A 22,147-nucleotide genomic window follows, 5' to 3' on the forward strand; every position below is an offset into this window, starting at 1 on the left:
GCAATGGCTCGGAGCACGGGTGGTCACACTGCGGCACGCCGCAGCTCTGCAGACCGCACGGAGGGTGGTGAGACGATGACGAACGGCACGGTGGTCTCGTTCGACGCCTCCGCGGCGCCGTCGCGCACGCACGCCCGCGCCCGCATGTTGCTGCGTCGTGCGGACGCCATTCTCGGTGACGCGGCCGGTGCACCGTCGGCGGCCGACATGTTCCTCGAGTCCTACGTCGCCGCGTTGCGCGGTGCCGGCGCCCTGCTCGACGCGGTCGATCCGGTGCCCAAGCGTGGGGCGTCCCGCAGCGCCTGGGTGCGCATGCGGACGGCTGCGCCGGAGTTCACGGAGTGGGCGTCGTACTTCGCCGCGTATTCCACGCTGCGTGCGTCCATCGAGGCGGGCTCGGCCGATCGGCTCGACGCGGCCGAGGCGGACGAGTTCTTCTTGCAGGTGGGACGCTTTCTGCACCGCGTCGAGGACCGTGTGACCTCGCGGTCCGACGCGGTCGCGGTGCCCGCGTAGACCTGGTCGCCACCACGGAGCGACTTTTTCTCGCATACTGGTGGTGCAGGTAGGTGGCTCGCCGCCGATTCTGCTCGTATCATCGACAACAGGTAGCCGGACCGATCGGCTACCTCTCACTTCTGGCCAAGAAGTGAGAGCCACCATCCAGTGCCGGGGGAGGTACCGTGCCACTCTCCGAGCACGAGCAGCGCATGCTCGACCAGATCGAGAGCGCTCTCTATGCCGAGGACCCCAAGTTCGCGTCGACCGTGCGCGGCGGACGGATTCGAGCCGCATCCACGCGGCGTCGTTTTCAGGCCGTCGCTCTGTTCGTGATCGGCCTCATTCTGCTCATTGCAGGCGTGGCCCTCCCGTTCAAGCCCGGTGGATTCCCGATCATCAGTCTCGTCGGCTTCGTGTTCATGTTCGGCTCCGGCGTTCTGCTCTTGCTGCGCAAGCCCACCGCGCCCCAGTCCGAGCAGTCCGAGGGCGACAACCCGCCGGCACCGGGAAGCGGCCCGCGCCGTTCCGGTTCCGCACCGCGCCGAGGTCCTCGCAAGGGATTCTCCTCGCGGATGGAGGATCGTTTCAAGCGACGGTTCGACCAGGAATGAGAGAGACCGGAGCGGTCACATCGATCGCTCCGATTCTCGCGTGAGGGGCAGCACGCCTCTCACACCGATGCTGTGACACATCAGCGCGGCACCCACCACGGGTGCCGCGCTGATGCCGTTCAGGGACCCGTGGGTGTCGATCCCCCCACCGCGCCCCACCGAGGGTGGTCTCGGCCCCCGGATCCCCACCACGCCCCACCCGGCACCCCTTGCGACTCTGCCGCGCGCGGTCACCCGGGCCCGTGACGCGCGAACGTGCCGTTCGACCTCGGATTATCCGGTTCACGGGTGCCGCGGAACGGTGGGGGAACACCTCCACCACGCGCACGTGGGTCCTCCCGCTGCCGGACCGACTTCGCTGCTCTTTGTGCGTACGACCTGGCCCTTTAGTGACGAGTCACTGAAATGTTCCGCCGTGTCGATTGAATGTGGGGGAAAGTGGGGTAATGTGGCGGACAGCGGGGATCGATGGAGTCCCGCGAACTGCACGACACAGGGTCGAGGAGGTGCCGAGTGTTTCTCGGTACCTACACGCCCAAGCTCGACGACAAGTTTCGACTGACGTTGCCGGCGAAGTTTCGCGAAGACCTGGCGGGAGGAGTGATGGTGAGCAAAGGGCAGGACCACAGCCTGGCCATCTACCCCCGTGACGTGTTCGCGGAGCGGGTGGCGAAGCTGTCGAAGGCCTCGCGGTCGAACCCACAGGCGCGCGCGTACATCCGCAACCTCGCGGCCGGTACGGACGAGCAGCGGCCGGATTCGCAGGGTCGCATCACCATCGGGTCCTCGCACCGCGAGTACGCGGCGCTGTCGAAGGACTGCGTCGTCATCGGCTCGATGGATCATCTCGAGCTGTGGGACGCCGCGTCGTGGGAGCGGTACTCGCAGGAGCACGAAGAAGATTTCTCGCAGGCAGTGGACGAATCGCTCATGGACATGTTGTAGCCACACCCGGCCGGCGGCGAGTGCCGCGTGGCCTCTGCCCGAACCGGGCCTTGACGTACTTCCCCAACGCCAAGTACCGGTCGGACCCTGACGTACTTCCCCAACGCCAGGTTCCACTGTCGGACAGAGACCTCGACGCACTCACCGCTCCACCTGGCACGACACACAGCTCGAATGCGAATCAGGCGGGAGATCACCACCATGGCGGAGGACGAGCAGGCATCCGCCTCGCCTTTCTCGCACGTTCCGGTCCGTCTTCCTCGGGCCGACGAACTTCTCGGACCGGCGTTCGTCGCCGCTGCTGCGAACGACCGCGATCCCGTCTACATCGACGCCACTCTCGGCCTCGGCGGTCACGCCGAACACTTCCTCACCGCGTATCCGCGGTTGCGTCTCGTCGGTCTCGACCGCGACCCGGACGCGTTGGCCATGGCCGGAGAACGGCTGGCTCCCTTCGGTGACCGCGTCTCGCTGGTCGCGACCACGTACGACGGTATCGAGGACGCGCTGGCGTCGGTCGGCCTCGGCGCGACGGACAGCGTCGACGGGATCCTCTTCGATCTCGGCGTCTCGTCGATGCAGCTCGACTCCACCGATCGTGGCTTCGCCTACTCCGTGGACGCACCGCTCGACATGCGGATGGATCCCACGACGGGTCGGACCGCCGCGGACATCCTCAACACCGCGTCGCACGGTGAGATCGCCCGCATCCTCAGCACCTACGGCGAGGAGCGCTTCGCCGGCCGCATCGCCTCGGCGATCCTTCGCCGCCGGGAGACGGAACCGTTCGTCACCAGCGGGCCTCTCGTCGAACTGCTCTACGCGAGCATCCCGGCGGCGACGCGTCGCACCGGCGGACATCCGGCGAAGCGGACCTTCCAAGCACTGCGGGTCGCGGTGAACGAGGAACTCGACTCGTTGCGAGACGCCATCGCACCGGCTCTCGACTCGCTGGTCGTCGGGGGACGCATCGTCTTCATGTCGTACCAGTCGCTCGAGGACCGCGTGGTCAAGCAGGAGCTGACACCGCGCACCCGGTCCACCACTCCGGAGGGGCTCCCGATGGAGCTGCCGGGAAGCGGACCCGAGTTCCGGCTGCTCACTCGCGGCGCCGAGAAGGCCTCGCAGGACGAGATCGACGACAACCCCCGCGCGGCTCCGGTCAGACTGCGCGGCGCAGAACGCATTTCCAGGAGGTCGTCATGAGTGTTCCGGTGGACGTGACCGGATCGGACGGCAGCCGCCGCGCCGGGTCCTCGCTCGAGACGGTGCGCGCACCGCGGCCTCCCGCTCGCACGGGCGCGGCCAAGCGCGCGTACGACAAGCGTCGCCAGCGTGCGATGTCCCACGAGTCCGACCCGCGCGCGCATCGACCCACCCGATCCGTCGCGGCTCGGATCCCGTTCGTGGCCAGCATCATCGGGCTCCTCGCCATCGGACTCGCCTCGACACTGCTGCTGAGCACACGCGCTGCGGAGGACTCGTACCTGCTCAGTGCGGGGCGTGCCACCAACCAGGAGCTGACGGAACGGGCCGCCGCGCTGCAACGTGACGTGGAGACAGCGAACTCGGCTCCCGAGCTGGCCCGTCGCGCGACCGCACAGGGAATGATCCCGACGAAGGACGTTCCGCGACTGGTGGTCCTGCCGGACGGCGTCGTCCAGGTGATCGGTACGCCGGCACCGGCCGCCGGTCCACCGGCTCCCGACTTCGCGGCCGCCACCCCGTCGGGCGGTGCGGCGACTCCGAGTGCGCGCCCCGGGGCACCCGCGTCCGGCGGGGAGGCGCTCACACCCGTCGGGCGCCCGGGTACGTCGCCGAGTGCGTCCGCGACCCCGACCACGTCGGCACCGGCAGCATCCACCACGCCGGCCCCCACGACGTCCGCACCCGCGGCACCGACGACCACGCCAGTGCCGGAGAATGCTGCGCCGCAGCCTCTTCCGGCTCCCACCGCCGCGGTGGGCGAGCAGCAGGTACCCATCGCAGGAGGCGCTCGGTGACCACTCGACAGCCGTACCGGAGCACTGGCCGCGACCACGGCGACCCACGCGCTCGGCCGGCCACCGGGTCCGGTCCTCGCGGTCCTCGTCCGCCGCGTCGACAGGGTCCACGCAAGTCCGAGACGTTCGACTTCCGGTTCCGCTACGGCCGTTTCGCGATGTTCGCGATCCTGGGCGTCGCGACGCTGCAGTTGCTGTGGATCCAGGGCATCGACGCCCCGTCGCTGTCGGCGCAGTCGGCCAGTCAGCGCACCACCACCATCGTCGATCCGGCGACGCGAGGGTCCATCACGGACCGGGACGGCAATCCCATCGCGTTCACGATGGAGGCGAAGGCGCTGACCTTCCAGCCGCAGCGAGTGCGTGTGGAGCTCGAGGAGGCGAAGGCGAAGGACGACACGAAGCCGGATCCGGACGATCGCATCCGCGAGGTCGCTGCCGGTGTCCACGGCATCCTGGGCGACCTGGTGTCGGAGAAGGACCTTCTCGACAAGATGACCGGATCCTCGTCGTTCGAGTACCTCGTGCGCAGCATCGATCCCGCCGTCGCGGCGACCATCGCCGAGCAGTACCCCGAGGTCGGCCTCGAGCGGCAGGACATCCGCGAGTACCCGGGTGGGGCGCTCGCCGCCAACATCGTCGGGGCGACCGGCTGGGACGGCCACGGCCTGCTCGGCCTCGAGGACTCCCTCGACCCGGTGTTGGCCGGTACCGACGGCTCCCGGACCTACGACCGCGGCAGCGACGGCGCGGTGATTCCCGGTAGTTGGCGCGACCAGCAACCCGCCATCGACGGCTCGAACGTGGAGCTGACGCTCGACAGCGACATCCAGTACTACGTTCAGCAGCAGGTCCAGCAGGCCAAGGATCTGTCGGGCGCCAAGAACGCGTCGGCCGTCGTCCTGGACTCGCACACCGGCCAGGTGCTGGCCATGTCGAACGACGGCACCTTCGACCCGGCCATCGGCGTGGGCAACAACTCGCCGACGGCGCAGATGGGCAACCTCGCGGTGTCCAGCCCGTTCGAGCCGGGATCGGTGAACAAGATCGTCACGGCGGCGGCCGCCGTCGAGGACGGTCTGACGAACCCCGACGAGGTGCTGCAGGTTCCCGGCAGCATCACGATGTCCGGTGCGACGGTCAAGGACGCCTGGGATCACGGCGTCGCGCCGTACACGACCACCGGTGTGTTCGGTAAGTCCTCCAACGTGGGCACGCTGATGCTCGCGCAGCGGGTCGGCGAGGATCGCTACGCGGACATGCTGGACAAGTTCGGGCTGGGACAGCGCACCGACGTGGGCCTGCCCGGCGAGAGTGCCGGCAGTGTCCCGGCCCGCGACCAGTGGTCCGGCGGCACGTTCGCGAACCTCCCGATCGGGCAGGGCCTGTCCATGACCCTGCTGCAGATGACCGGTATGTACCAGGCGATCGCCAACGACGGCGTGCGCATCCCGCCGCGCATCGTGTCGGCGACCGTCGGCAAGGACGGTCAGCGCACCGCGGAGCCGCAGCCCGAGGGCGTGCCGGTGGTCAGTGCCGAGACCGCGCGCACCGTGCGCGACATGTTCCGGGCCGTCACGCAGAACGACACCGGCAACCAGCGCGGCACCGGTGTCGCCGCCGGTATCGAGGGATACCAGGTCAGTGGCAAGACCGGCACCGCGCAGCAGGTCGATCCGGAGTGCAAGTGCTACTCCAACTCGAACTACTGGATCACCTTCGCCGGCATCGCGCCGGCGGACGATCCGCGCTACGTGATCGGCATCATGCTCGACGCCCCGACCCGCAGCTCCGACGGATCGGGCGGGCAGTCCGCCGCTCCGCTGTTCCACTCGATCGCGTCCTGGATGCTGCAGCGTGACGCGGTGCCGCTCTCGCAGGAAGGTCGTCGGCTCCTCCTGCAGGCGGACTGATCCGACGACGGTGCAGGGCGTTCACCTGCACCGGGGCGGACTTCGCCATGGCACGTCTCGTGGCGTGCCGACTCGCCGGTAATCTGATGCGTCGGCCGCCGACCACCGGTCGGCGGCACTCGCATGTTCGGCGCCGAGGCAGTCACCGCACCGGCCCGAACACCCACCGTCCGCCCGTCACCACAGCAGAGGAGCGTCTCGAAGTGCCCAGCTCGACTCTCCGCCCGCAGCGGCCCACGGTCACGTCGGCGACCGAGCTGGCCGGAGAGATCGGTCTGCGCCACGGAGTGCTCGTCGACGGTGCGCTGGTCGACGCGACGGACGACGTCGGCGTCACGGGCATCGAACTGCGCGCGCAGAGCATCCTGGCGGGCGATCTCTTCGCGGCCCTGCCGGGCGCTCGGTCGCACGGCGCCGCCTTCGCGGGCGAGGCGCTCGAACGCGGAGCGATCGCCGTGGTCACCGACGACGAGGGTGTGGCCCTCATGATCGGTTCCGGCGTGCCCGACGGCACTGCCGTCCTGGTGCATCCGCAGCCCCGCTCGATCCTCGGCACGCTGTCCGCGGCGGTGCACGATCGGCCGTCCGACAAGATGACGGTCATCGGCATCACCGGCACCTCGGGGAAGACCACCACGTCCTATCTGGTGGAGGCGGCGCTGCGCGCTGCCGGACGCACTCCCGGGCTCATCGGCACCATCGAGACCCGTATCGGCACCGAACCGGTGCCGTCCGCGCTGACCACGCCCGAAGCTCCGAATCTGCACGCGATGTTCGCGGCGATGTACGAGCAGGGGGTGGACACGGTCGTCATGGAGGTGTCCTCCCACGCGCTGTCCCTCGGCCGGGTCGACGGCACCACCTTCGCGGTGGGCGCGTTCACGAACCTCTCGCAGGACCACCTCGACTTCCATCTCACCTTCGAGGACTACTTCGCGGCCAAGGCCCGGTTGTTCGCCGAGGACTCGCCGGTCCGCGCGGATCGCGCCGTCGTCTGCGTCGACGACCGGTGGGGCCGGCGCATGGCGGAGATCGCGGCGGCCGGGGGCCGAGCCGCCCCGCTCACCGTGGCGACCACGACCGAGGGGACGGCCTCCTGGTCGGTGACGTCCTGGTCGTCCGGGCCGGACGGCACCCAGCAGTTCGAGGTCGCCGCACGGGACACCGTCGTGTCGGCGTCACTCCGGATGCCGGGGCGCTACAACGTCGCCAACGCCGTGGTCGCCGCCGCCGTGTGCGCGGAGGTCGGGGTGGATCCGGCGGTCGCCCTCGCCGCGATGGCCGAGGTCGACGTGCCCGGCCGCATGCAGCGCGTCGAGCGTGGTCAGAACTTCCTGGCCGTCGTCGACTACGCCCACAAACCCGCCGCACTCGAGGCGGTGCTGGCCACTCTGCGCGCTCAGACCGACGGCCGCATCGCCGTCGTCGTCGGCGCCGGCGGAGACCGCGACGCCGAGAAGCGGCCGCTGATGGGCGAGGCCGCGGCGCGCGCCGCAGACCTGGTCGTCATCACCGACGACAACCCCAGATCCGAGGACCCGGCCGCCATCCGCGCGGCCGTTCGGCGAGGCGCCGACGCCGTCGGCGGTAGCGCCGAGGTGCGCGAGATCTCTCCGCGCGACGAGGCGATCCACGCCGTGGTGCAGTGGGCGAAGGACGGCGACGGGGTCCTGATCGCCGGCAAGGGCCACGAGGTGGGGCAGGACGTCGGCGGCATCAAGTACCCCTTCGACGACCGCCGTGTGCTCGCCGACGCCCTCGACCGACAGAAAGGCTCGATGTGATCCGACTGTCCCTGTCCGCCGTCGCGGACATCGTGGAGGGCACACTGCACGACGTCCCCGATCCCTCCGTGGAGATCACCGCCGGCGTCGAGTTCGACTCCCGGAAGATCACCGAGGGCGGACTGTTCCTCGCTCTGCCCGGCGAGCGCGTGGACGGCCACGATCATGCCGCCGGTGCCGTCGCCGCCGGTGCCGTCGCGGTGCTCGCAGCGCGGCCGGTGGGCGTTCCCGCCATCGTCGTCGAGCACGAGGACGGACCCGGCGCGGCCGTTCTGGACGCACTCGGGAAGCTGGCCGCGGCGTCCGTCGCCGAACTGGCCGCCGGCGATCTCACCGTCGTCGGTGTCACCGGAAGCTCGGGGAAGACATCGACCAAGGATCTGATCCGCGCGGTGCTCGAGCGTGCGGGCACCGTGGTCGCACCGCCCGGCTCCTTCAACAACGAGCTCGGGCATCCCTGGACCGTGCTGCGCGCGGACGCCTCGACACGGTTCCTCGTCCTCGAGCTGTCGGCGCGGGGACGCGGCCACATCGCCGCGCTAGCCGCGATCGCACCGCCGCGGATCGGTGTGGAACTCAACGTCGGCACCGCGCACCTCGGCGAGTTCGGCTCGCGCGAGAACATTGCCGAGGCCAAGTCCGAACTGGTGCAAGCGCTTCCGGCTGCGGAGGCCGGTGGTCTGGCGATCCTCAACGCCGATGATCCGCTGGTGGCAGCGATGGCGTCGAAGACCACCGCTCGCGTCGTCACTTACGGGTCGGACACCAGTGCCGACGTCCACGCGCTGGACGTCCGCCTCGACGAGACCGCGCGCGCGTCGTTCACCATGGTCACGCCGTCGGGGAGCGCTCCGGTGTCGCTGCTGGTCCACGGCGAGCACCAGGTGGGCAACGCATTGGCGGCGGCGGCCGTCGGCCTGGACTGCGGCATGGACGTCGAGACCGTCGCGGCCGCGCTGTCGGGCGCGGAGGCCGCCTCGGCCCGGCGCATGGACGTGCGCACGCGCGCCGACGGCGTCACCGTCGTCAACGACTCCTACAACGCCAACCCGGATTCGGTACGCGCCGCGCTGAAGGCGCTCGTCACGATGGCGCGCAGTGGCCGCGACAGGGGTCGGCGGTCCTGGGCCGTGCTGGGTGAGATGGCCGAACTCGGCGACGAGTCGGTGATCGAGCACGATCGGATCGGGCGCCTCGCGGTGCGTCTGGCCGTCAGCAAGATCATCGTCGTGGGAACGGGTCGCCCGTCGCACGGCCTGTACCAGGGTGCCGTCATGGAAGGGTCCTGGGGCGAGGAGGCCCACCTGGTTCCCGACGCCGACGCCGCGATCGCGCTGCTGCGCGACGAGGTGGAGCCGGGTGACCTGGTGTTGGTGAAGGCGTCCCAGTCGGTGGGGTTGTGGACCGTCGCGGAGGCATTGCTGAGCGAGCAGGGGGAGACTCGGTGAGACAGATTCTGTTCGCGGGCGGTATCGCGCTGGCGGTGGCGATCCTGCTGACGCCCGTGTTGATCAAGGCGTTCTCGAAGCAGGGGTTCGGCCAGGAGATTCGGGTCGAGGGTCCTGCGAGCCACCAGTCCAAGCGCGGCACGCCCACCATGGGCGGCGTCGCGATCCTCGCCGGTCTGTGGGCCGGCTACTGGGGCTCGCACCTCATCGGCATCGGCTACGACGCGGACGGGCCGTCGGTGTCGGCGCTCCTGGTGCTGGGTCTGACGACGGTGCTGGGCGTGGTGGGCTTCCTCGACGACTTCATCAAGATCCGCAAGCAGCGCAACCTCGGACTGAACAAGACGGCCAAGCTGGTGGGTCAGCTGTTCGCCGCGGTGATCTTCGGTGTCCTCGCACTGCAATTCAACGGTGCCGGCGGACTGACGCCGGGCAGCGTCCAGCTGAGCTACGTGCGCGACATCGCGACCGTCTCCATGGGCGGCATCGTCTTCATCCTGTTCTGCTACCTCCTCGTCAGTGCCTGGTCCAATGCGGTCAACCTGACCGACGGCCTCGACGGACTCGCGGCCGGATCGATGACCCTCGTGCTGGGTGCGTACACCGTCATCACGTTCTGGCAGTACCGGCAGGCGTGCACCACGAGTCCGGGACCCGGCTGCTACGACGTCCGTGATCCGCTCGACCTGGCCCTGATCTGTGCCGCTGCGGCGGGTGCGTGCATCGGCTTCCTGTGGTGGAACGCGGCGCCCGCCAAGATCTTCATGGGCGACACGGGCTCGCTCGCGCTCGGTGGCCTGCTCGCCGGCCTGTCCATCGTCACCCGGACCGAGCTGCTGATGGTCGTCATCGGTGCGCTCTTCGTGGCCGAGGCCGCGTCCGTCGTGATCCAGGTGGCGGTCTTCCGGTCGAGCCGCCGACGAGTGTTCCGGATGGCCCCGTTCCATCACCACTTCGAGCTCGGAGGATGGGCCGAGACGACGGTGATCATCCGTTTCTGGTTGTTGGCCGCCATCTCGTCGGCAGTCGGACTGGCTCTGTTCTACAGCGAGTACCTCTCGGCGATCGGCGACTGACGTGGTGTTGCACGATCCCCGCGAACCCCTCACGTCACCGCTCGACCTCCGGGGTCGCCGGGTTCTCGTCGCCGGTGGTCGGGTGTCCGGTCGCGCCGTGATTCCCGCGCTGCTCGAGGTGGGAGCCTCGGTGACGGTGGCCGACTCGGACACGTCCTCACTCGAGGCCTGCGCCGATCTCGGCGTGGACACGGTGTCGATGGACGCGATCGCCACCGACCGCGACGCGGTGGCCGAGAGCGCCCTCGTCGTCACCAGCCCGGGATTTCGCCCCGATTCGCCGTTGCTCACCACCGCGCTCACGGTCGGCGTGCCGGTGTGGGGCGACATCGAGTTCTCCTGGCGTATCGATCAGGCCGAGGTCTACGGGCCGCCGCGCACCTGGTTGGTGGTCACCGGGACCAACGGCAAGACCACGACGACGTCGATGCTCGCGGCCGTCCTCGACGCGGCGGGAGTGGCGTCCGCGGCGTGCGGCAACATCGGCGTACCGGTCGTGGACGCGCTGCGGCGCGACCCCCGGGCGGACGTGCTCGCCGTGGAACTGTCCTCCTTCCAATTGTTCTGGGCGCCGTCGGTGCGACCGGCGGCCGGAGTGGTGCTCAACATCGCCGAGGACCATCTCGACTGGCACGGCGGCATGGAGGCCTACGTCCAGGCGAAGCTCCAGGCGCTGCACGGCGACGTCGCCGTGGTGGGGCTGGACGACGCGATCGCGTCCACGCTGCGAGCGCGCGCCGCGGCTCCGATCACGGTCGGGTTCACTGCGCACGACCCCGCTGCCGGCGATGTCGGTGTCGTGGACGGCACGATCGTGGACCGTGCGTTCGGTGACGCCGAGTCGCTGGTGGAGACGGACGCCATCGAACCCGCAGGGCCCGCGGGACTGCAGGACGCGCTCGCCGCGGCGTCGCTCGCGCGCGCGGCCGGGGTCTCGGCCGAGCACATTTCGGCCGGTCTGCGGTCGTTCCGCGTCGGACCGCACCGCGCCGCCGTGGTGCGTGAGCTCGGTGGGGTGCTGTTCGTCGACGACTCGAAGGCCACCAATCCGCACGCCGCGAGGTCGTCGATCCTCGCGCACGAGCGCGTCGTGTGGCTCGCGGGCGGTCTGCTCAAGGGCGCGGAGGTCGACGATCTCGTCGCCGAGGTCGCCCCGCGGCTCGTCGGTGCCGTGGTGTTCGGCCAGGACGGCGACGTGATCGCGGCAGCACTCGGGCGACACGCGCCGGATGTGCCCGTGGATCGGGTGCCGCCGGGAGACGATGCTGGAGTGGCCGATGCGACTGATGTGACTGACGGTGACGAAGTGATGGCACAGGCGGTGCGGGCAGCCGCGCGCCGCGCCGAGCCGGGAACCACCGTGCTCCTGGCACCCTCGACCGCCTCGTTCGATCAGTTCCGGGACTACGGGCACCGCGGTGACAGCTTCGCCGCCGCCGCCGCGAGCCTCGGCCCCCACGATCTCGCTCCCACCGCCGACCACGGCACGCCGGCATGAGCCCGGCCCGCGGCGCCACGACACCCCCGTCGCGCGCCGGCGGACCCGTGACCGAGCCGGTCACCTCCGCCCGCCCCGGCCGTACGGCTCCGCGTCGACGACCCGTCCGCGCAAAATTCGAGACATGGGTGGACCGGCCCCTCGCGTCCTTCCACCTCATCGTCACCGTGGCGGCGCTGCTCACCATCCTCGGACTCGTCATGGTGCTGTCCGCGTCGTCGGTCGAGGCCTACGCCGAGGACGGTTCCGCGTACACGATGTTCACCCGGCAGGCCATCTTCACCGTGGTCGGCCTGGTGCTGTTCGTCGTGGCGCTGCGCCTCCCCATCCGGATCTTGCGCAAGATGTCGTTCCCGATGTTCGTGGTGTCGGTGATCCTGCTGGTGCTCGTGCTGATCCCCGGCATCGGAACGGTCGCGCAGGGCACCCGCGGATGGTTCACCATCGGCGGAGTCGGACTCCAGCCGTCGGAGATCTCGAAGGTGACCTTCGCCGTGTGGGGCGCGCACCTGCTGGCGTCGCGCCGGGCGGAGCGTGCCGACCTCAAGGGTCTGCTGATTCCCCTGGTGCCCGCCGCGATGGTGATCTTCTTCCTCATCGTGATGCAGCCCGACCTCGGTACCACCGTGGCCCTGGGCATCATCCTCATGGCTCTGCTGTGGTTCGCGGGTCTGCCGGTCAAGGTGTTCGGATCGGTCGTCGGCGGCCTCTTCCTGGCGGCGGTGGTGCTCGCCCTGACGGCTGGGTACCGCTCCGCGCGTATCCAGCAGTGGCTGAACCCCGGCAGCGACCCGCAGGGCACCGGATACCAGTCGCGGCAGGCGCTGTACTCCCTGGCCGACGGTGGGTTGTTCGGTCTCGGCCTGGGTCAGAGCCGAGCCAAGTGGAGCTATCTTCCCAACGCGCACAACGACTTCATCTTCGCGATCATCGGCGAGGAACTCGGCCTGGTCGGGTGCATCGCGGTCATCGGACTGTTCGGGCTGCTGGTCTTCACGGGCCTGCGCATCGCGGCGCGGGTGCCCGATCCGTTCATGAAGATCCTGGTGGCGACGTTCACTGTCTGGATCCTCGCGCAGGCCGCCATCAACATCGGCTACGTCATCGGGCTCCTGCCGGTGACGGGACTGCAGTTGCCCCTGGTGTCCGCGGGCGGAACGTCCACCGCCATCACACTTCTGGTGCTCGGGCTGCTCGCCAACATCTCGCGACACGAGCCCGAGGCGGTGGCAGCACTCGCGTCGGGTCACGACGGGAAGTTCGGCAGACTGCTCAGACTGCCGGTGCCCGAGCCCTACTCGCCGGTCAAGGCGTCGCAGGCGCGAGGCGGACCGCGTGGTCCGGGCCGACAGGGGGTGGCGGGACCCGCTGCGCGCCAGGCGTTGCCGCCACAGGCGCGACGACGCGAGTCCGAGGCCCGCGCGGCACGCCCCGCTCCCGAGCGACACACGTCCGGACGCCCGTCCGCGCGGGATCCCCGACGGGGCGCCGCGGACATGGCACGCAGCGCCGCTGCCCGCGACGCACGATCACGAGAACGGAGACATCACCGGTGACAGGCTCTTCCGGCGTGTCAATCGTCGTCGCCGGCGGCGGCACGGCGGGACACATCGAACCAGCTCTCGCGGTGGCCGACGCCCTGCGGGAGCTGGACCCGTCGATACGGGTGACGGCACTCGGAACCGAACGCGGGCTCGAGACGACGCTGGTGCCCGCTCGCGGTTACGAGTTGGCGCTCGTTCCGCCGGTGCCGTTGCCTCGCAAGCTGACCCGGTCGCTGTTCGCGTTGCCGGCGAACGTCGTGCGATCGGTCCGCGTCACGCGTGCGGTCCTGCGCGACGTCGACGCCGACGTGGTGATCGGCTTCGGCGGGTACGTCGCGCTGCCGGCCTACCTCGCCGCTCGCGGCACGGTGCCCGTGATCGTGCACGAGGCGAACGCGCGCGCCGGTATCGCGAACAAGGTGGGCGCCCGCCTGGCGACGAGAGTCCTCGCCGCCGTCGCCGGCTCCGGGATCCACGGCCGCGGGTCGTCGGAGGCCGAGATCGTGGGCATCCCCGTCCGGCCGACCATCACCGAGCTCGACCGCGCCGGACTGCGCGCCGAGGCGCGTGCGCACTTCGGACTGCCGCAGCACGGTCCCGTGCTGCTCGTGTTCGGTGGGTCGCAGGGCGCCCGATCGCTCAACCTCGCGGTGTCCGGCGCGTCGGCCGCGCTCGCGGCCGCCGGCGTGTCGGTGCTCCACGCGCACGGCCCGAAGAACACCCTCGACGTCGCCACGGCCGATCCGGACGCCCCGTACGTGGCGGTGCCGTACCTGACCCGCATGGACCTCGCCTACGCCGCCGCCGATGCCGTCGTGTGCCGGTCCGGCGCGATGACCGTCGCGGAGGTCTCGGCCGTCGGTCTGCCCGCCTTCTACGTACCCTTGCCCCATGGCAACGGGGAACAAGAACTCAACGCGGGCCCGATCGTCGCGGCCGGCGGTGGTGTCGTGATCGCCGACGCCGACCTCACGCCGGAGTTCGTGGCCACCGACGTGGTGTCGCTGCTGACCGATCCCGATCGCGTGTCGGCCATGAGTGCGGCCGCCGCGGGCGCGGGTCATCGAGGCGCCGCCGCGGAGGTCGCGCGCATCGTTCTCGAGGTCGCCGGACGAGGTGGTCGGGCATGACGCGACACACCGTCGACGCGACCCTGCCGCCCGAACTGCAGCGCGTGCACATGGTCGGCATCGGGGGAGCGGGCATGTCGGGGATAGCCCGGATCCTGCTCTCGCGCGGTGGCCAGGTGTCGGGCTCCGACGCCAAGGAGAGTCGCGGCGTGAAGGCGCTGCGCGCCCGCGGTGCCCAGATACGGATCGGGCACGACGCGTCGGCGCTCGACATGCTCGAAGGCGGCCCGACGGCGTTGGTCACGACGCACGCGGCCATCCCGAAGACGAACCCGGAGCTGGTCGCGGCCGCCGAGCGTGGTGTGCCCGTCCTCCTGCGTCCGGCCGTGCTCGCCTCGCTGATGAAGGGTTTCCGCACCGTCCTGGTGTCGGGGACGCACGGCAAGACCTCCACCACGTCGATGCTCGTCGTCGCGCTGCAGCACTGCGGTGCGGATCCGTCCTTCGCCGTGGGCGGCGAGCTGAACGAAGCGGGTACCAACTCTCATCACGGCACCGGCGAGGTCTTCGTCGCGGAGGCGGACGAGAGCGACGGGTCGCTGCTGCAGTACGACCCCGACGTCATCGTCGTCACCAACGTGGAGGCGGATCACCTCGACTACTTCGGCAGCGAGGACGCCTACGTCCAGGTGTTCGACGACTTCGCCGCTCGTCTGTCCGCCGGCGGTGCCCTGGTGGTGTGCACGGACGACCCCGGGTCGCGGGAGCTGGCGCGTCGGGTCGCCGCTAAGGCGACCGACGGTGTGCGGGTTCTGACGTACGGCTCCGAGGACGCGCAGGTCGACGGCGCCGAGCTGTCCGCGACGCTGCTCGGGTGGGAGCCCGAGGACACCGGCGGCGTGGTGCAGTTCCGGCTGGCCGGCGAGGACCGTGCCCGCACCGTGCGCCTGGGTGTGCCCGGCCGGCACATGGCGCTGAACGCGCTGGCCGCCATCGTCGCCGCGCGCGAGACCGGGGCCGGAGTCGACGAGATCATCGAGGGGCTGGCCGGGTTCGCCGGTGTGCACCGACGGTTCCAGTTGCAGGGCCGTGAGCGCGGCGTGCGCGTGTTCGACGACTACGCCCACCATCCCACCGAGGTCCGCGCGGTGCTCGGTGCCGCGGCGGACCTGGTGCGCACCGCGGACACCGCGACCCCCGGTCGCGTGATCGTCGTGTTCCAGCCCCACCTGTACTCGCGCACGGTGACCTTCGCGGACCAGTTCGCGGCCGCCCTGGATCTGGCCGACGAGGTGGTCGTGCTCGACGTCTACGGCGCGCGCGAGGAGCCGGTTCCCGGTGTCAGCGGAGCGACGGTGGCCCGGTCGGTGACCAAGCCGGTGCACTACCAGCCCGATCTGTCCGCCGTGCCGCGTCAGGTGGCGCACCTGTGTGTCGCCGGCGACATCGTGGTGACGATGGGCGCGGGCGACGTGACCATGCTGGGAAGCCAGATCCTCGACGCTCTCCGCTCCACCCCGGCGCGGCGCTGAGTTCGGGACGTGACATGGCAGGACGACAGACCGTGAACGCGCGCGGTACCGGCCGCACCCGACCCGCGGCCACACCGCGTCGTGTCGGTGCGGAGCGGTCGACGCGGTCGCGCACGTCGACGCGGGCGCCGGCGCGCGAACCGCGTGTCGGTCGCCGCGGCAAGCTGTTGATCCTTCTCGCGCTCGTCGCCTCGGTCGCCTTCGTGGCGGTGTCGTACTTCGGTCCGCTGTGGGCGGTCTCCTCCGTGCAGGTGAACGGCAACGCCGCGGTCTCGCGCGAGCAGGTCGTGCAGACGCTGCAGGTCGCGGAGGGGACACCCCTGCCGAGAGTGGACACGGATGCTGCCGCGGCGCGGGTCGCCGCCATCCCGAAGGTCGCGTCGGTCCGGGTCCAGCGCGTGTACCCGTCCACGGTGCGGGTCACGGTCGAGGAGCGCGTTCCCGTCGTCTTCTTCGACGCGGCGGACGGTACCCATCTGATGGACGCCGAGGCCGTCGACTTCGCGGTGGAACCGCCCCCGCCGGGGGTGGTGCGCATGGTGGTGGCCAGCCCGTCCTTCGGCAACCTCGAGACCCGTGCGGCCCTGTCGGTGCTCACCGCGCTGCCCGGTCCGCTGCGATCGCAGGTGGCACAGATCGACGCGCCGACCATCTCGGCGGTGTCGTTGACGTTGTACGACGGCCGGGTCGTGGTGTGGGGGAGCAGTGAGGACACGGAGTACAAGGCGTCCATCGCTCTGCCACTGCTCACTCAGCCGGGTCAGACCTACGACGTGTCGAGTCCGGATCTGCCGACCATTCGGTGACGGTGACGTCCCACATATTTTTCCTGCGCGTGTCGGCGCGCCTAATGGAACCCGCCGAGCGGTGTCTCTAGCGTTTCACCCAGTCGATCACTTGACATAACTATGAACCTATGGTTCAGGTTGAGGGTTTGCCTCGACTGCATCATGCACACCAACCACGGAAGGCGAGAGCCCATGACGCCCCCGCACAACTACCTCGCCGTAATCAAGGTCGTCGGCATCGGCGGCGGCGGCGTCAACGCGGTCAACCGCATGATCGAGCAGGGACTCAAGGGAGTCGAGTTCATCGCGGTCAACACGGACGCGCAGGCGCTGCTCATGTCGGACGCCGACGTCAAGCTCGATGTCGGTCGCGAACTCACCCGAGGCCTCGGCGCGGGTGCCGATCCCGAGGTGGGCCGCAAGGCCGCCGAGGATCACAAGGACGAGATCGAAGAGGTGCTCAAGGGTGCCGACATGGTGTTCGTCACCGCGGGCGAGGGTGGCGGTACCGGCACCGGTGGAGCCCCCGTCGTCGCGAGCATCGCGCGCAAGCTCGGCGCCCTCACCGTCGGTGTGGTGACACGCCCGTTCTCCTTCGAGGGCAAGCGGCGCGGCGGTCAGGCCGACGTCGGCATCCAGGGTCTGCGCGAGTCGTGCGACACCCTCATCGTCATCCCGAACGACCGGCTGCTGCAGCTCGGCGACGCGGCCGTCAGCCTCATGGACGCGTTCCGCTCCGCCGACGAGGTGCTGCTCAACGGTGTCCAGGGCATCACCGACCTCATCACCACTCCCGGCCTCATCAACGTGGACTTCGCCGACGTCAAGGGCGTCATGTCCGGTGCGGGCAGCGCCCTCATGGGCATCGGGTCCTCGCGCGGCGAGGGGCGCGCCATCAAGGCGGCCGAGTCGGCCATCAACTCGCCGTTGCTCGAGGCGTCCATGGAGGGTGCACGCGGAGTCCTCCTCTCCATCGCCGGCGGATCCGATCTCGGTCTGTTCGAGATCAACGAAGCGGCATCGCTGGTGCAGGAGGCCGCGCACATCGACGCCAACATCATCTTCGGCACCGTGATCGACGATTCGCTGGGCGACGAGGTGCGCGTCACCGTCATCGCCGCCGGTTTCGACGGCAGCGGTCCGGCCCGTCGCCCCATCGAGGCACCGCAGAGTCAGTCTCGCGGCGCCACCGTGGGAACGGCCCGCGCGGGCGAGACGCGTACCGAGGACGACGGTCCCGCCGTCTTCCGCGACGCGCCGTCCTCGTCTCTTCCCCCCATCGGCGAGCGCGCCGCGCGTGCCACCGGACATCCCGTCCGGGTGGAGGACGAGGGCGACGACGACGTGGACGTGCCCTCCTTCATGCGTCGGTGAGCATCTCCGACCGCGGCTACCGTGTCCGGCGCGTGACGACGTCACGCGCCGGAGGCGTGTCCGAACCGCCCTACGATTCCTTCAATCTCGGTGATCACGTCGGTGACGACCCGGCGCACGTGGAGGCCAATCGGCGTCGTCTCGCCGAGAAGATCGGTCTGTCTCCCGAGCGTCTCGTGTGGATGGACCAGATTCACGGTCGATCCGTCGCGACGGTGGACGGACCGGTCTCCGGACCGGTCGAGGCCACCGACGCCCTCGTCACCACCCAGCGCGACCTCGCGCTCGTCGTCCTGGCCGCCGACTGCGTGCCGCTCCTGTTGTCCGACGATGCCGCGGGCGTCGTCGCCGCCGTTCACGCCGGCCGCGTCGGTGCTCGGATCGGCATCGTCCCGCGCGTTCTCGACGCCATGGTGGCCGCGGGCGCCGCCGTCTCCCGGATCGAGGCGTTCCTCGGCCCGGCGGCCGGGGGAGACGACTACGAGGTGCCGCGCACCATGCAGATCGACGTCGAGACCCACCTGCCGGGCAGTGCGACGCGTACTCGCAAGGGCACACCCGGTCTCGACATCCGGGCGGGCCTGCGTCGCCAGTTGCTCGAGGCCGGCGTCGCCGGAGTGGCCGCGGATCCGCGCGAGACCATCACGGACCGTTCGCTGTTCAGCCACCGCCGGGGGTCGCCCACGGGGCGGCACGCCGGTGTCGTGTGGATGGACACGACCTCGTGACCGCGCCGGACGATCGGCGGACGTATCTCGAGGACCATCTCGCCGAGGTCCGCGATCGGCTGTCGCGCGCCTGTGCGGCCGCGGATCGCGCACCCGATTCCGTGACCCTGCTTCCCGTCACCAAGTTCTTCCCGGCCTCCGACGTCGCACTGCTGCGCGAGCTCGGGTGCACCGAGTTCGGCGAGTCGCGCGAGCAGGACGCGTCTCCCAAGGTCGCCGAGATCGGCACCGACGGTGTGCGCTGGCACATGATCGGCCGCCTGCAGCGCAACAAGGCGAAAGCTGTTGCCGCCTGGGCACATGCGATCCACTCGGTGGACACCGACCGTCTGGTCACCGCACTCGGCAAGGCGGTCGCGGGTGCGGTGGACAACGGTGACAGGACTGCGGATCTGGACGTCTACGTGCAGGTGAGTCTGGACGGTGACACGCATCGCGGAGGCGTGGACCGCGAAGACCTGGAGGCACTCACCGCGCAGGTGTCCGAGACCTCGGGTCTGCGACTCGCCGGGCTCATGGCGGTGCCACCGTTGGGTGCGGACGCCGACGCGTCGTTCGAGGATCTGCAGCGTCTTCACACGCAGGTCCTCGCCTCGCATCCGGGCGCGACCGGACTCTCGGCCGGGATGACGGGCGACCTGGAAGAGGCTGTCCGACACGGGTCCACGTGTGTGCGTGTCGGAACCGCAATCCTCGGTCCACGGCCGATAACCTCGCCTTGACGACATGAACACCATCGTCACCACGGACTTACTCCAGTCACACGAGTACCAGCCACACCGCCACGCCAGGAAGGTCGACCGATGAGCACGTTGCACAAGTTCAAGGCTTACTTCGGCATGGTCCCACTCGACGATTTCGAGGACGACTACCTCGACGACACGGATGCGCCCGTCGCATCCCGGTCGTCGCGTGGCGGATACGGAAAATCGATGGACGACCATGACTACGCCGATCGCGACTACGCCGAGCCGGCGTTCGTCGGTGGTCGCCGGGACGAGGACGACGACTACGAGCGTCCCGAGCCCCGGCACAGTGCTCGGGTGGCGCCGCTGTCGTCGCGCTCCGGTGGCGGATCCCGCTCCGGCGGCGCGATGCGTACCTCCACCCGCGGCGCCCTCGCGATGGACACTCGCATGGACCCGCACTCGGAGCTGCGTCGCAGCGAGCCCCGTCACGCCGAACCGCGCGTGTCCGACCGCCGCCAGGCCGCACTCGACGACGGGGGCCCCATGTCGACCATCACCACGCTGCGTCCGCGCGACTACAGCGAGGCGCGCACGATCGGCGAGCGCTTCCGTGACGGCACGCCCGTCATCATGGATCTGGTCGAGATGAGCAACGCCGACGCCAAGCGCCTCGTCGACTTCGCCGCGGGCCTCGCGTTCGCGTTGCGTGGTTCGTTCGACAAGGTCGCCACGAAGGTGTTCCTGCTCTCACCCGCCGACGTCGACGTCTCCGCCGAAGAGCGTCGCCGGATCGCCGAGACGGGCTTCTACAACCAGCAGTGACGTCTCACACGGCGCGGTGGGCCGGTCTCGCGGTGCGAGATGGCCTCCCCGTGTCGCGAGATGGCCTCCCCGTGTCGCGAGATGGCCTCCACGTGTCGCGAGATGGCATTGTGGTGTCGTGCGTGATCAGAAAGTTGTGTCGGTGTCGGTCTCTCCTGCGTCTCGCAGGACGGTGAGCTGAGTGTTCGCGGTCCTGTACTTCATCCTCTTCGTCTTCTGGCTGTTGCTCATCGGCCGGATCATCGTCGAGTTCATCCGTTCGTTCGCACGTGACTGGCGTCCGACGGGTGTGGTCGTGGTCGTACTCGAAGCGATCTTCACGGTCACCGATCCGCCGGTCAAGCTGCTGCGGCGCATCATCCCGCCACTGAATCTGGGCGGTGTCCGGCTCGACCTGTCCATCATGGTGCTGCTCTTCATCGTCTTCATCCTGATGCGCGTGGTGCAGGGCGTCGGCTGACGGTGAGTTCCGTCGACGGCGACAGTGTCCCGTGTGACAGAATGTTGCTCGAAGGTGCACGATGAGTGACCATCGCTCTTTGTGCGATATAACTGAATGTCCTGGTTGCCCCCACTACGGCAGCCGGGTGCCACTGCCACTGTTGATCGAACGAATGCTCGCGTACATCGCTTGTCGATGCTCCACCGCTCTCGAGACGCGTGAAGGGACCCTTCCATGCCGCTGACTCCCGCCGATGTGCACAACGTCGCGTTCAGCAAGCCGCCCATCGGTAAGCGCGGATACAACGAGGACGAGGTCGATGCATTTCTCGATCTCGTCGAACAGGAGCTGTCGCGCCTGATCGAGGAGAATGCCGACCTGCGTCAGCGGGTCGGAGAGCTCGATCAGGATCTCGCCGAGGCCAAGAGCTCGGCAGCGTCGCGTCAGAGCACCCCTGCCCCCGCGCCTGCTCCCACCCCCGCACCGGCACCGCGTCCGGAGCCCGCCAAGCCGGCACCGGTCGTCCAGGCCGCTCCGGCACCGGCTCCTGCCCCCGCCGCGGCGTCGTCCGCCGGCGATTCGAACATGCAGGCTGCGAAGATCCTGGGTCTCGCCCAGGAGATGGCCGATCGCCTCACCGGTGACGCGAAGACCGAGTCCGAGCAGCTGCTCGGGAGCGCTCGCGCCAACTCGGACCGTCTGGTCAGCGAGGCGCAGAGCCGCGCCGAGTCCCTCGTCTCCGAGGCTCGCCAGAAGGCCGACGCACTGCTGTCCGACGCACAGACGCGCTCGGAGACCCAGTTGCGCCAGGCCAAGGAGAAGGCCGACGCGCTCGAGAGCGATGCCGAGCGCAAGCACACCGAGATCATGGCGACCATCAACCAGCAGCGTTCGGTCCTCGAGGAGCGCATCGAGCGCCTCAAGACGTTCGAGCGCGAGTACCGGGTCCGCCTCAAGTCCTACCTCGAGTCCCAGCTGCAGGAACTCGACCAGCGTTCGTCCGCACTGCCGGTCGACAGTGGTCAGGATCCGTTCAGCAAGGACAACGGCCAGTCGTCGAACTTCGGACAGTCGTACGCCAAGGGCAACAACTGATCCGTCCTCGTCGAGGCTGTTCCGGGGGGGAACCAGCGGGGGGATCGAGGGTGAACGGATGAGTGCGTGCTTGTTCTGACGCTGGTTCTGGCGGGCGTCGGGTTCGCGTTACTCGTCGTCTCGCTCGTCACGGGATCCGTGGTGTGGGCCTGGGCCTGCATCGCGGTGTGTCTCGTGGGTGCGGTCCTGCTGCTCGCCGGTGCCCTCGCGGGACGGCGGCGGTAGACTGCCTCACGTCGAAGTACAGGTAGGTCCAGCGATGATCCGGCCATCACCGGGGAGCT

Annotated in this window: 21 protein-coding genes; all 21 read left to right on the plus strand. The window is 69.6% G+C overall.

Going from position 1 to position 22,147, the window contains the following annotated elements:
* The first annotated feature begins 75 nt into the window (after positions 1-75).
* The 21 genes from QE449_RS09155 (at position 76) to QE449_RS09255 (ending at position 22,088) form a co-directional block, all read left to right on the plus strand.
* Positions 76-516, plus strand: coding sequence for an SAV_6107 family HEPN domain-containing protein (locus QE449_RS09155; RefSeq protein WP_235578980.1), 441 nt, complete (start codon positions 76-78; stop codon positions 514-516).
* A gap of 167 nt (positions 517-683) precedes the next feature.
* A complete protein-coding gene (locus tag QE449_RS09160) occupies positions 684-1,112 on the plus strand; it encodes a DUF3040 domain-containing protein (RefSeq protein WP_027505840.1) in 429 nt (142 codons plus the stop codon).
* Between the two features lie 513 nt (positions 1,113-1,625).
* Positions 1,626-2,057, plus strand: a complete 432-nt coding sequence (mraZ, locus tag QE449_RS09165) for a division/cell wall cluster transcriptional repressor MraZ (protein WP_027505841.1) — start codon at positions 1,626-1,628, stop codon at positions 2,055-2,057.
* Positions 2,058-2,258: 201 nt separating this feature from the next.
* Positions 2,259-3,263 (plus strand): 16S rRNA (cytosine(1402)-N(4))-methyltransferase RsmH, encoded by a 1,005-nt coding sequence (gene rsmH / locus QE449_RS09170; protein WP_222631424.1) that lies wholly within the window; start codon positions 2,259-2,261, stop codon positions 3,261-3,263.
* Positions 3,260-4,060 carry a hypothetical protein gene (locus QE449_RS09175; RefSeq protein WP_307108683.1) on the plus strand — a complete coding sequence of 267 codons (801 nt, stop codon included), beginning with the start codon at positions 3,260-3,262 and terminating at the stop codon, positions 4,058-4,060. The genes rsmH and QE449_RS09175 overlap by 4 nt, the downstream gene beginning before the upstream one ends.
* Positions 4,057-5,973: a penicillin-binding protein 2 gene (locus QE449_RS09180; RefSeq protein WP_307108684.1), complete on the plus strand. Its 1,917-nt coding sequence runs from the start codon at positions 4,057-4,059 to the stop codon at positions 5,971-5,973. Before QE449_RS09175 ends, QE449_RS09180 begins: the two co-directional genes overlap by 4 nt.
* A gap of 203 nt (positions 5,974-6,176) precedes the next feature.
* Positions 6,177-7,757, plus strand: a complete 1,581-nt coding sequence (locus QE449_RS09185) for a UDP-N-acetylmuramoyl-L-alanyl-D-glutamate--2,6-diaminopimelate ligase (protein ID WP_307108685.1) — start codon at positions 6,177-6,179, stop codon at positions 7,755-7,757.
* On the plus strand, positions 7,754-9,205 hold the full coding sequence (gene murF / locus QE449_RS09190; protein ID WP_027505846.1) for a UDP-N-acetylmuramoyl-tripeptide--D-alanyl-D-alanine ligase: 1,452 nt from the start codon (positions 7,754-7,756) through the stop codon (positions 9,203-9,205). The genes QE449_RS09185 and murF overlap by 4 nt, the downstream gene beginning before the upstream one ends.
* Entirely contained in the window at positions 9,202-10,281 is a 1,080-nt protein-coding gene (gene mraY / locus QE449_RS09195) for a phospho-N-acetylmuramoyl-pentapeptide-transferase (protein WP_027505847.1), read from the plus strand. Before murF ends, mraY begins: the two co-directional genes overlap by 4 nt.
* A 7-nt stretch (positions 10,282-10,288) precedes the next feature.
* Positions 10,289-11,779 carry a UDP-N-acetylmuramoyl-L-alanine--D-glutamate ligase gene (gene murD / locus QE449_RS09200; RefSeq protein WP_307109698.1) on the plus strand — a complete coding sequence of 497 codons (1,491 nt, stop codon included), beginning with the start codon at positions 10,289-10,291 and terminating at the stop codon, positions 11,777-11,779.
* The gene (gene ftsW, locus QE449_RS09205) at positions 11,776-13,335 is read left to right on the plus strand and encodes a putative lipid II flippase FtsW (RefSeq protein ID WP_307108686.1); all 1,560 of its coding nucleotides are present in this window, start codon (positions 11,776-11,778) and stop codon (positions 13,333-13,335) included. Before murD ends, ftsW begins: the two co-directional genes overlap by 4 nt.
* On the plus strand, positions 13,332-14,453 hold the full coding sequence (gene murG / locus QE449_RS09210; RefSeq protein WP_307108687.1) for an undecaprenyldiphospho-muramoylpentapeptide beta-N-acetylglucosaminyltransferase: 1,122 nt from the start codon (positions 13,332-13,334) through the stop codon (positions 14,451-14,453). The genes ftsW and murG overlap by 4 nt, the downstream gene beginning before the upstream one ends.
* A complete protein-coding gene (gene murC / locus QE449_RS09215; RefSeq protein WP_307108688.1) occupies positions 14,450-15,925 on the plus strand; it encodes a UDP-N-acetylmuramate--L-alanine ligase in 1,476 nt (491 codons plus the stop codon). Before murG ends, murC begins: the two co-directional genes overlap by 4 nt.
* Positions 15,926-15,939: 14 nt before the next feature.
* Entirely contained in the window at positions 15,940-16,731 is a 792-nt protein-coding gene (locus QE449_RS09220) for a cell division protein FtsQ/DivIB (protein WP_082544518.1), read from the plus strand.
* Between the two features lie 174 nt (positions 16,732-16,905).
* Positions 16,906-18,087, plus strand: a complete 1,182-nt coding sequence (ftsZ, locus tag QE449_RS09225; RefSeq protein WP_027505852.1) for a cell division protein FtsZ — start codon at positions 16,906-16,908, stop codon at positions 18,085-18,087.
* Positions 18,088-18,089: 2 nt separating this feature from the next.
* Positions 18,090-18,815 (plus strand): peptidoglycan editing factor PgeF, encoded by a 726-nt coding sequence (gene pgeF, locus QE449_RS09230; RefSeq protein WP_027505853.1) that lies wholly within the window; start codon positions 18,090-18,092, stop codon positions 18,813-18,815.
* Positions 18,812-19,537 carry a YggS family pyridoxal phosphate-dependent enzyme gene (locus tag QE449_RS09235; protein ID WP_222645408.1) on the plus strand — a complete coding sequence of 242 codons (726 nt, stop codon included), beginning with the start codon at positions 18,812-18,814 and terminating at the stop codon, positions 19,535-19,537. Before pgeF ends, QE449_RS09235 begins: the two co-directional genes overlap by 4 nt.
* 81 nt (positions 19,538-19,618) lie before the next feature.
* Positions 19,619-20,326 (plus strand): cell division protein SepF, encoded by a 708-nt coding sequence (locus QE449_RS09240; RefSeq protein ID WP_027505855.1) that lies wholly within the window; start codon positions 19,619-19,621, stop codon positions 20,324-20,326.
* 181 nt (positions 20,327-20,507) lie between these two features.
* A complete protein-coding gene (locus QE449_RS09245) occupies positions 20,508-20,786 on the plus strand; it encodes a YggT family protein (protein WP_027505856.1) in 279 nt (92 codons plus the stop codon).
* 216 nt (positions 20,787-21,002) lie between these two features.
* Complete coding sequence (locus QE449_RS09250) at positions 21,003-21,863, plus strand: DivIVA domain-containing protein (RefSeq protein WP_027505857.1); 861 nt, start codon at positions 21,003-21,005, stop codon at positions 21,861-21,863.
* 66 nt (positions 21,864-21,929) lie between these two features.
* Positions 21,930-22,088 (plus strand): hypothetical protein, encoded by a 159-nt coding sequence (locus tag QE449_RS09255; protein ID WP_027505858.1) that lies wholly within the window; start codon positions 21,930-21,932, stop codon positions 22,086-22,088.
* Positions 22,089-22,147: the final 59 nt, after the last annotated feature.

It is taken from the genome of Rhodococcus sp. SORGH_AS_0303, from assembly GCF_030819335.1.
Lineage (GTDB): Bacteria > Actinomycetota > Actinomycetes > Mycobacteriales > Mycobacteriaceae > Rhodococcoides.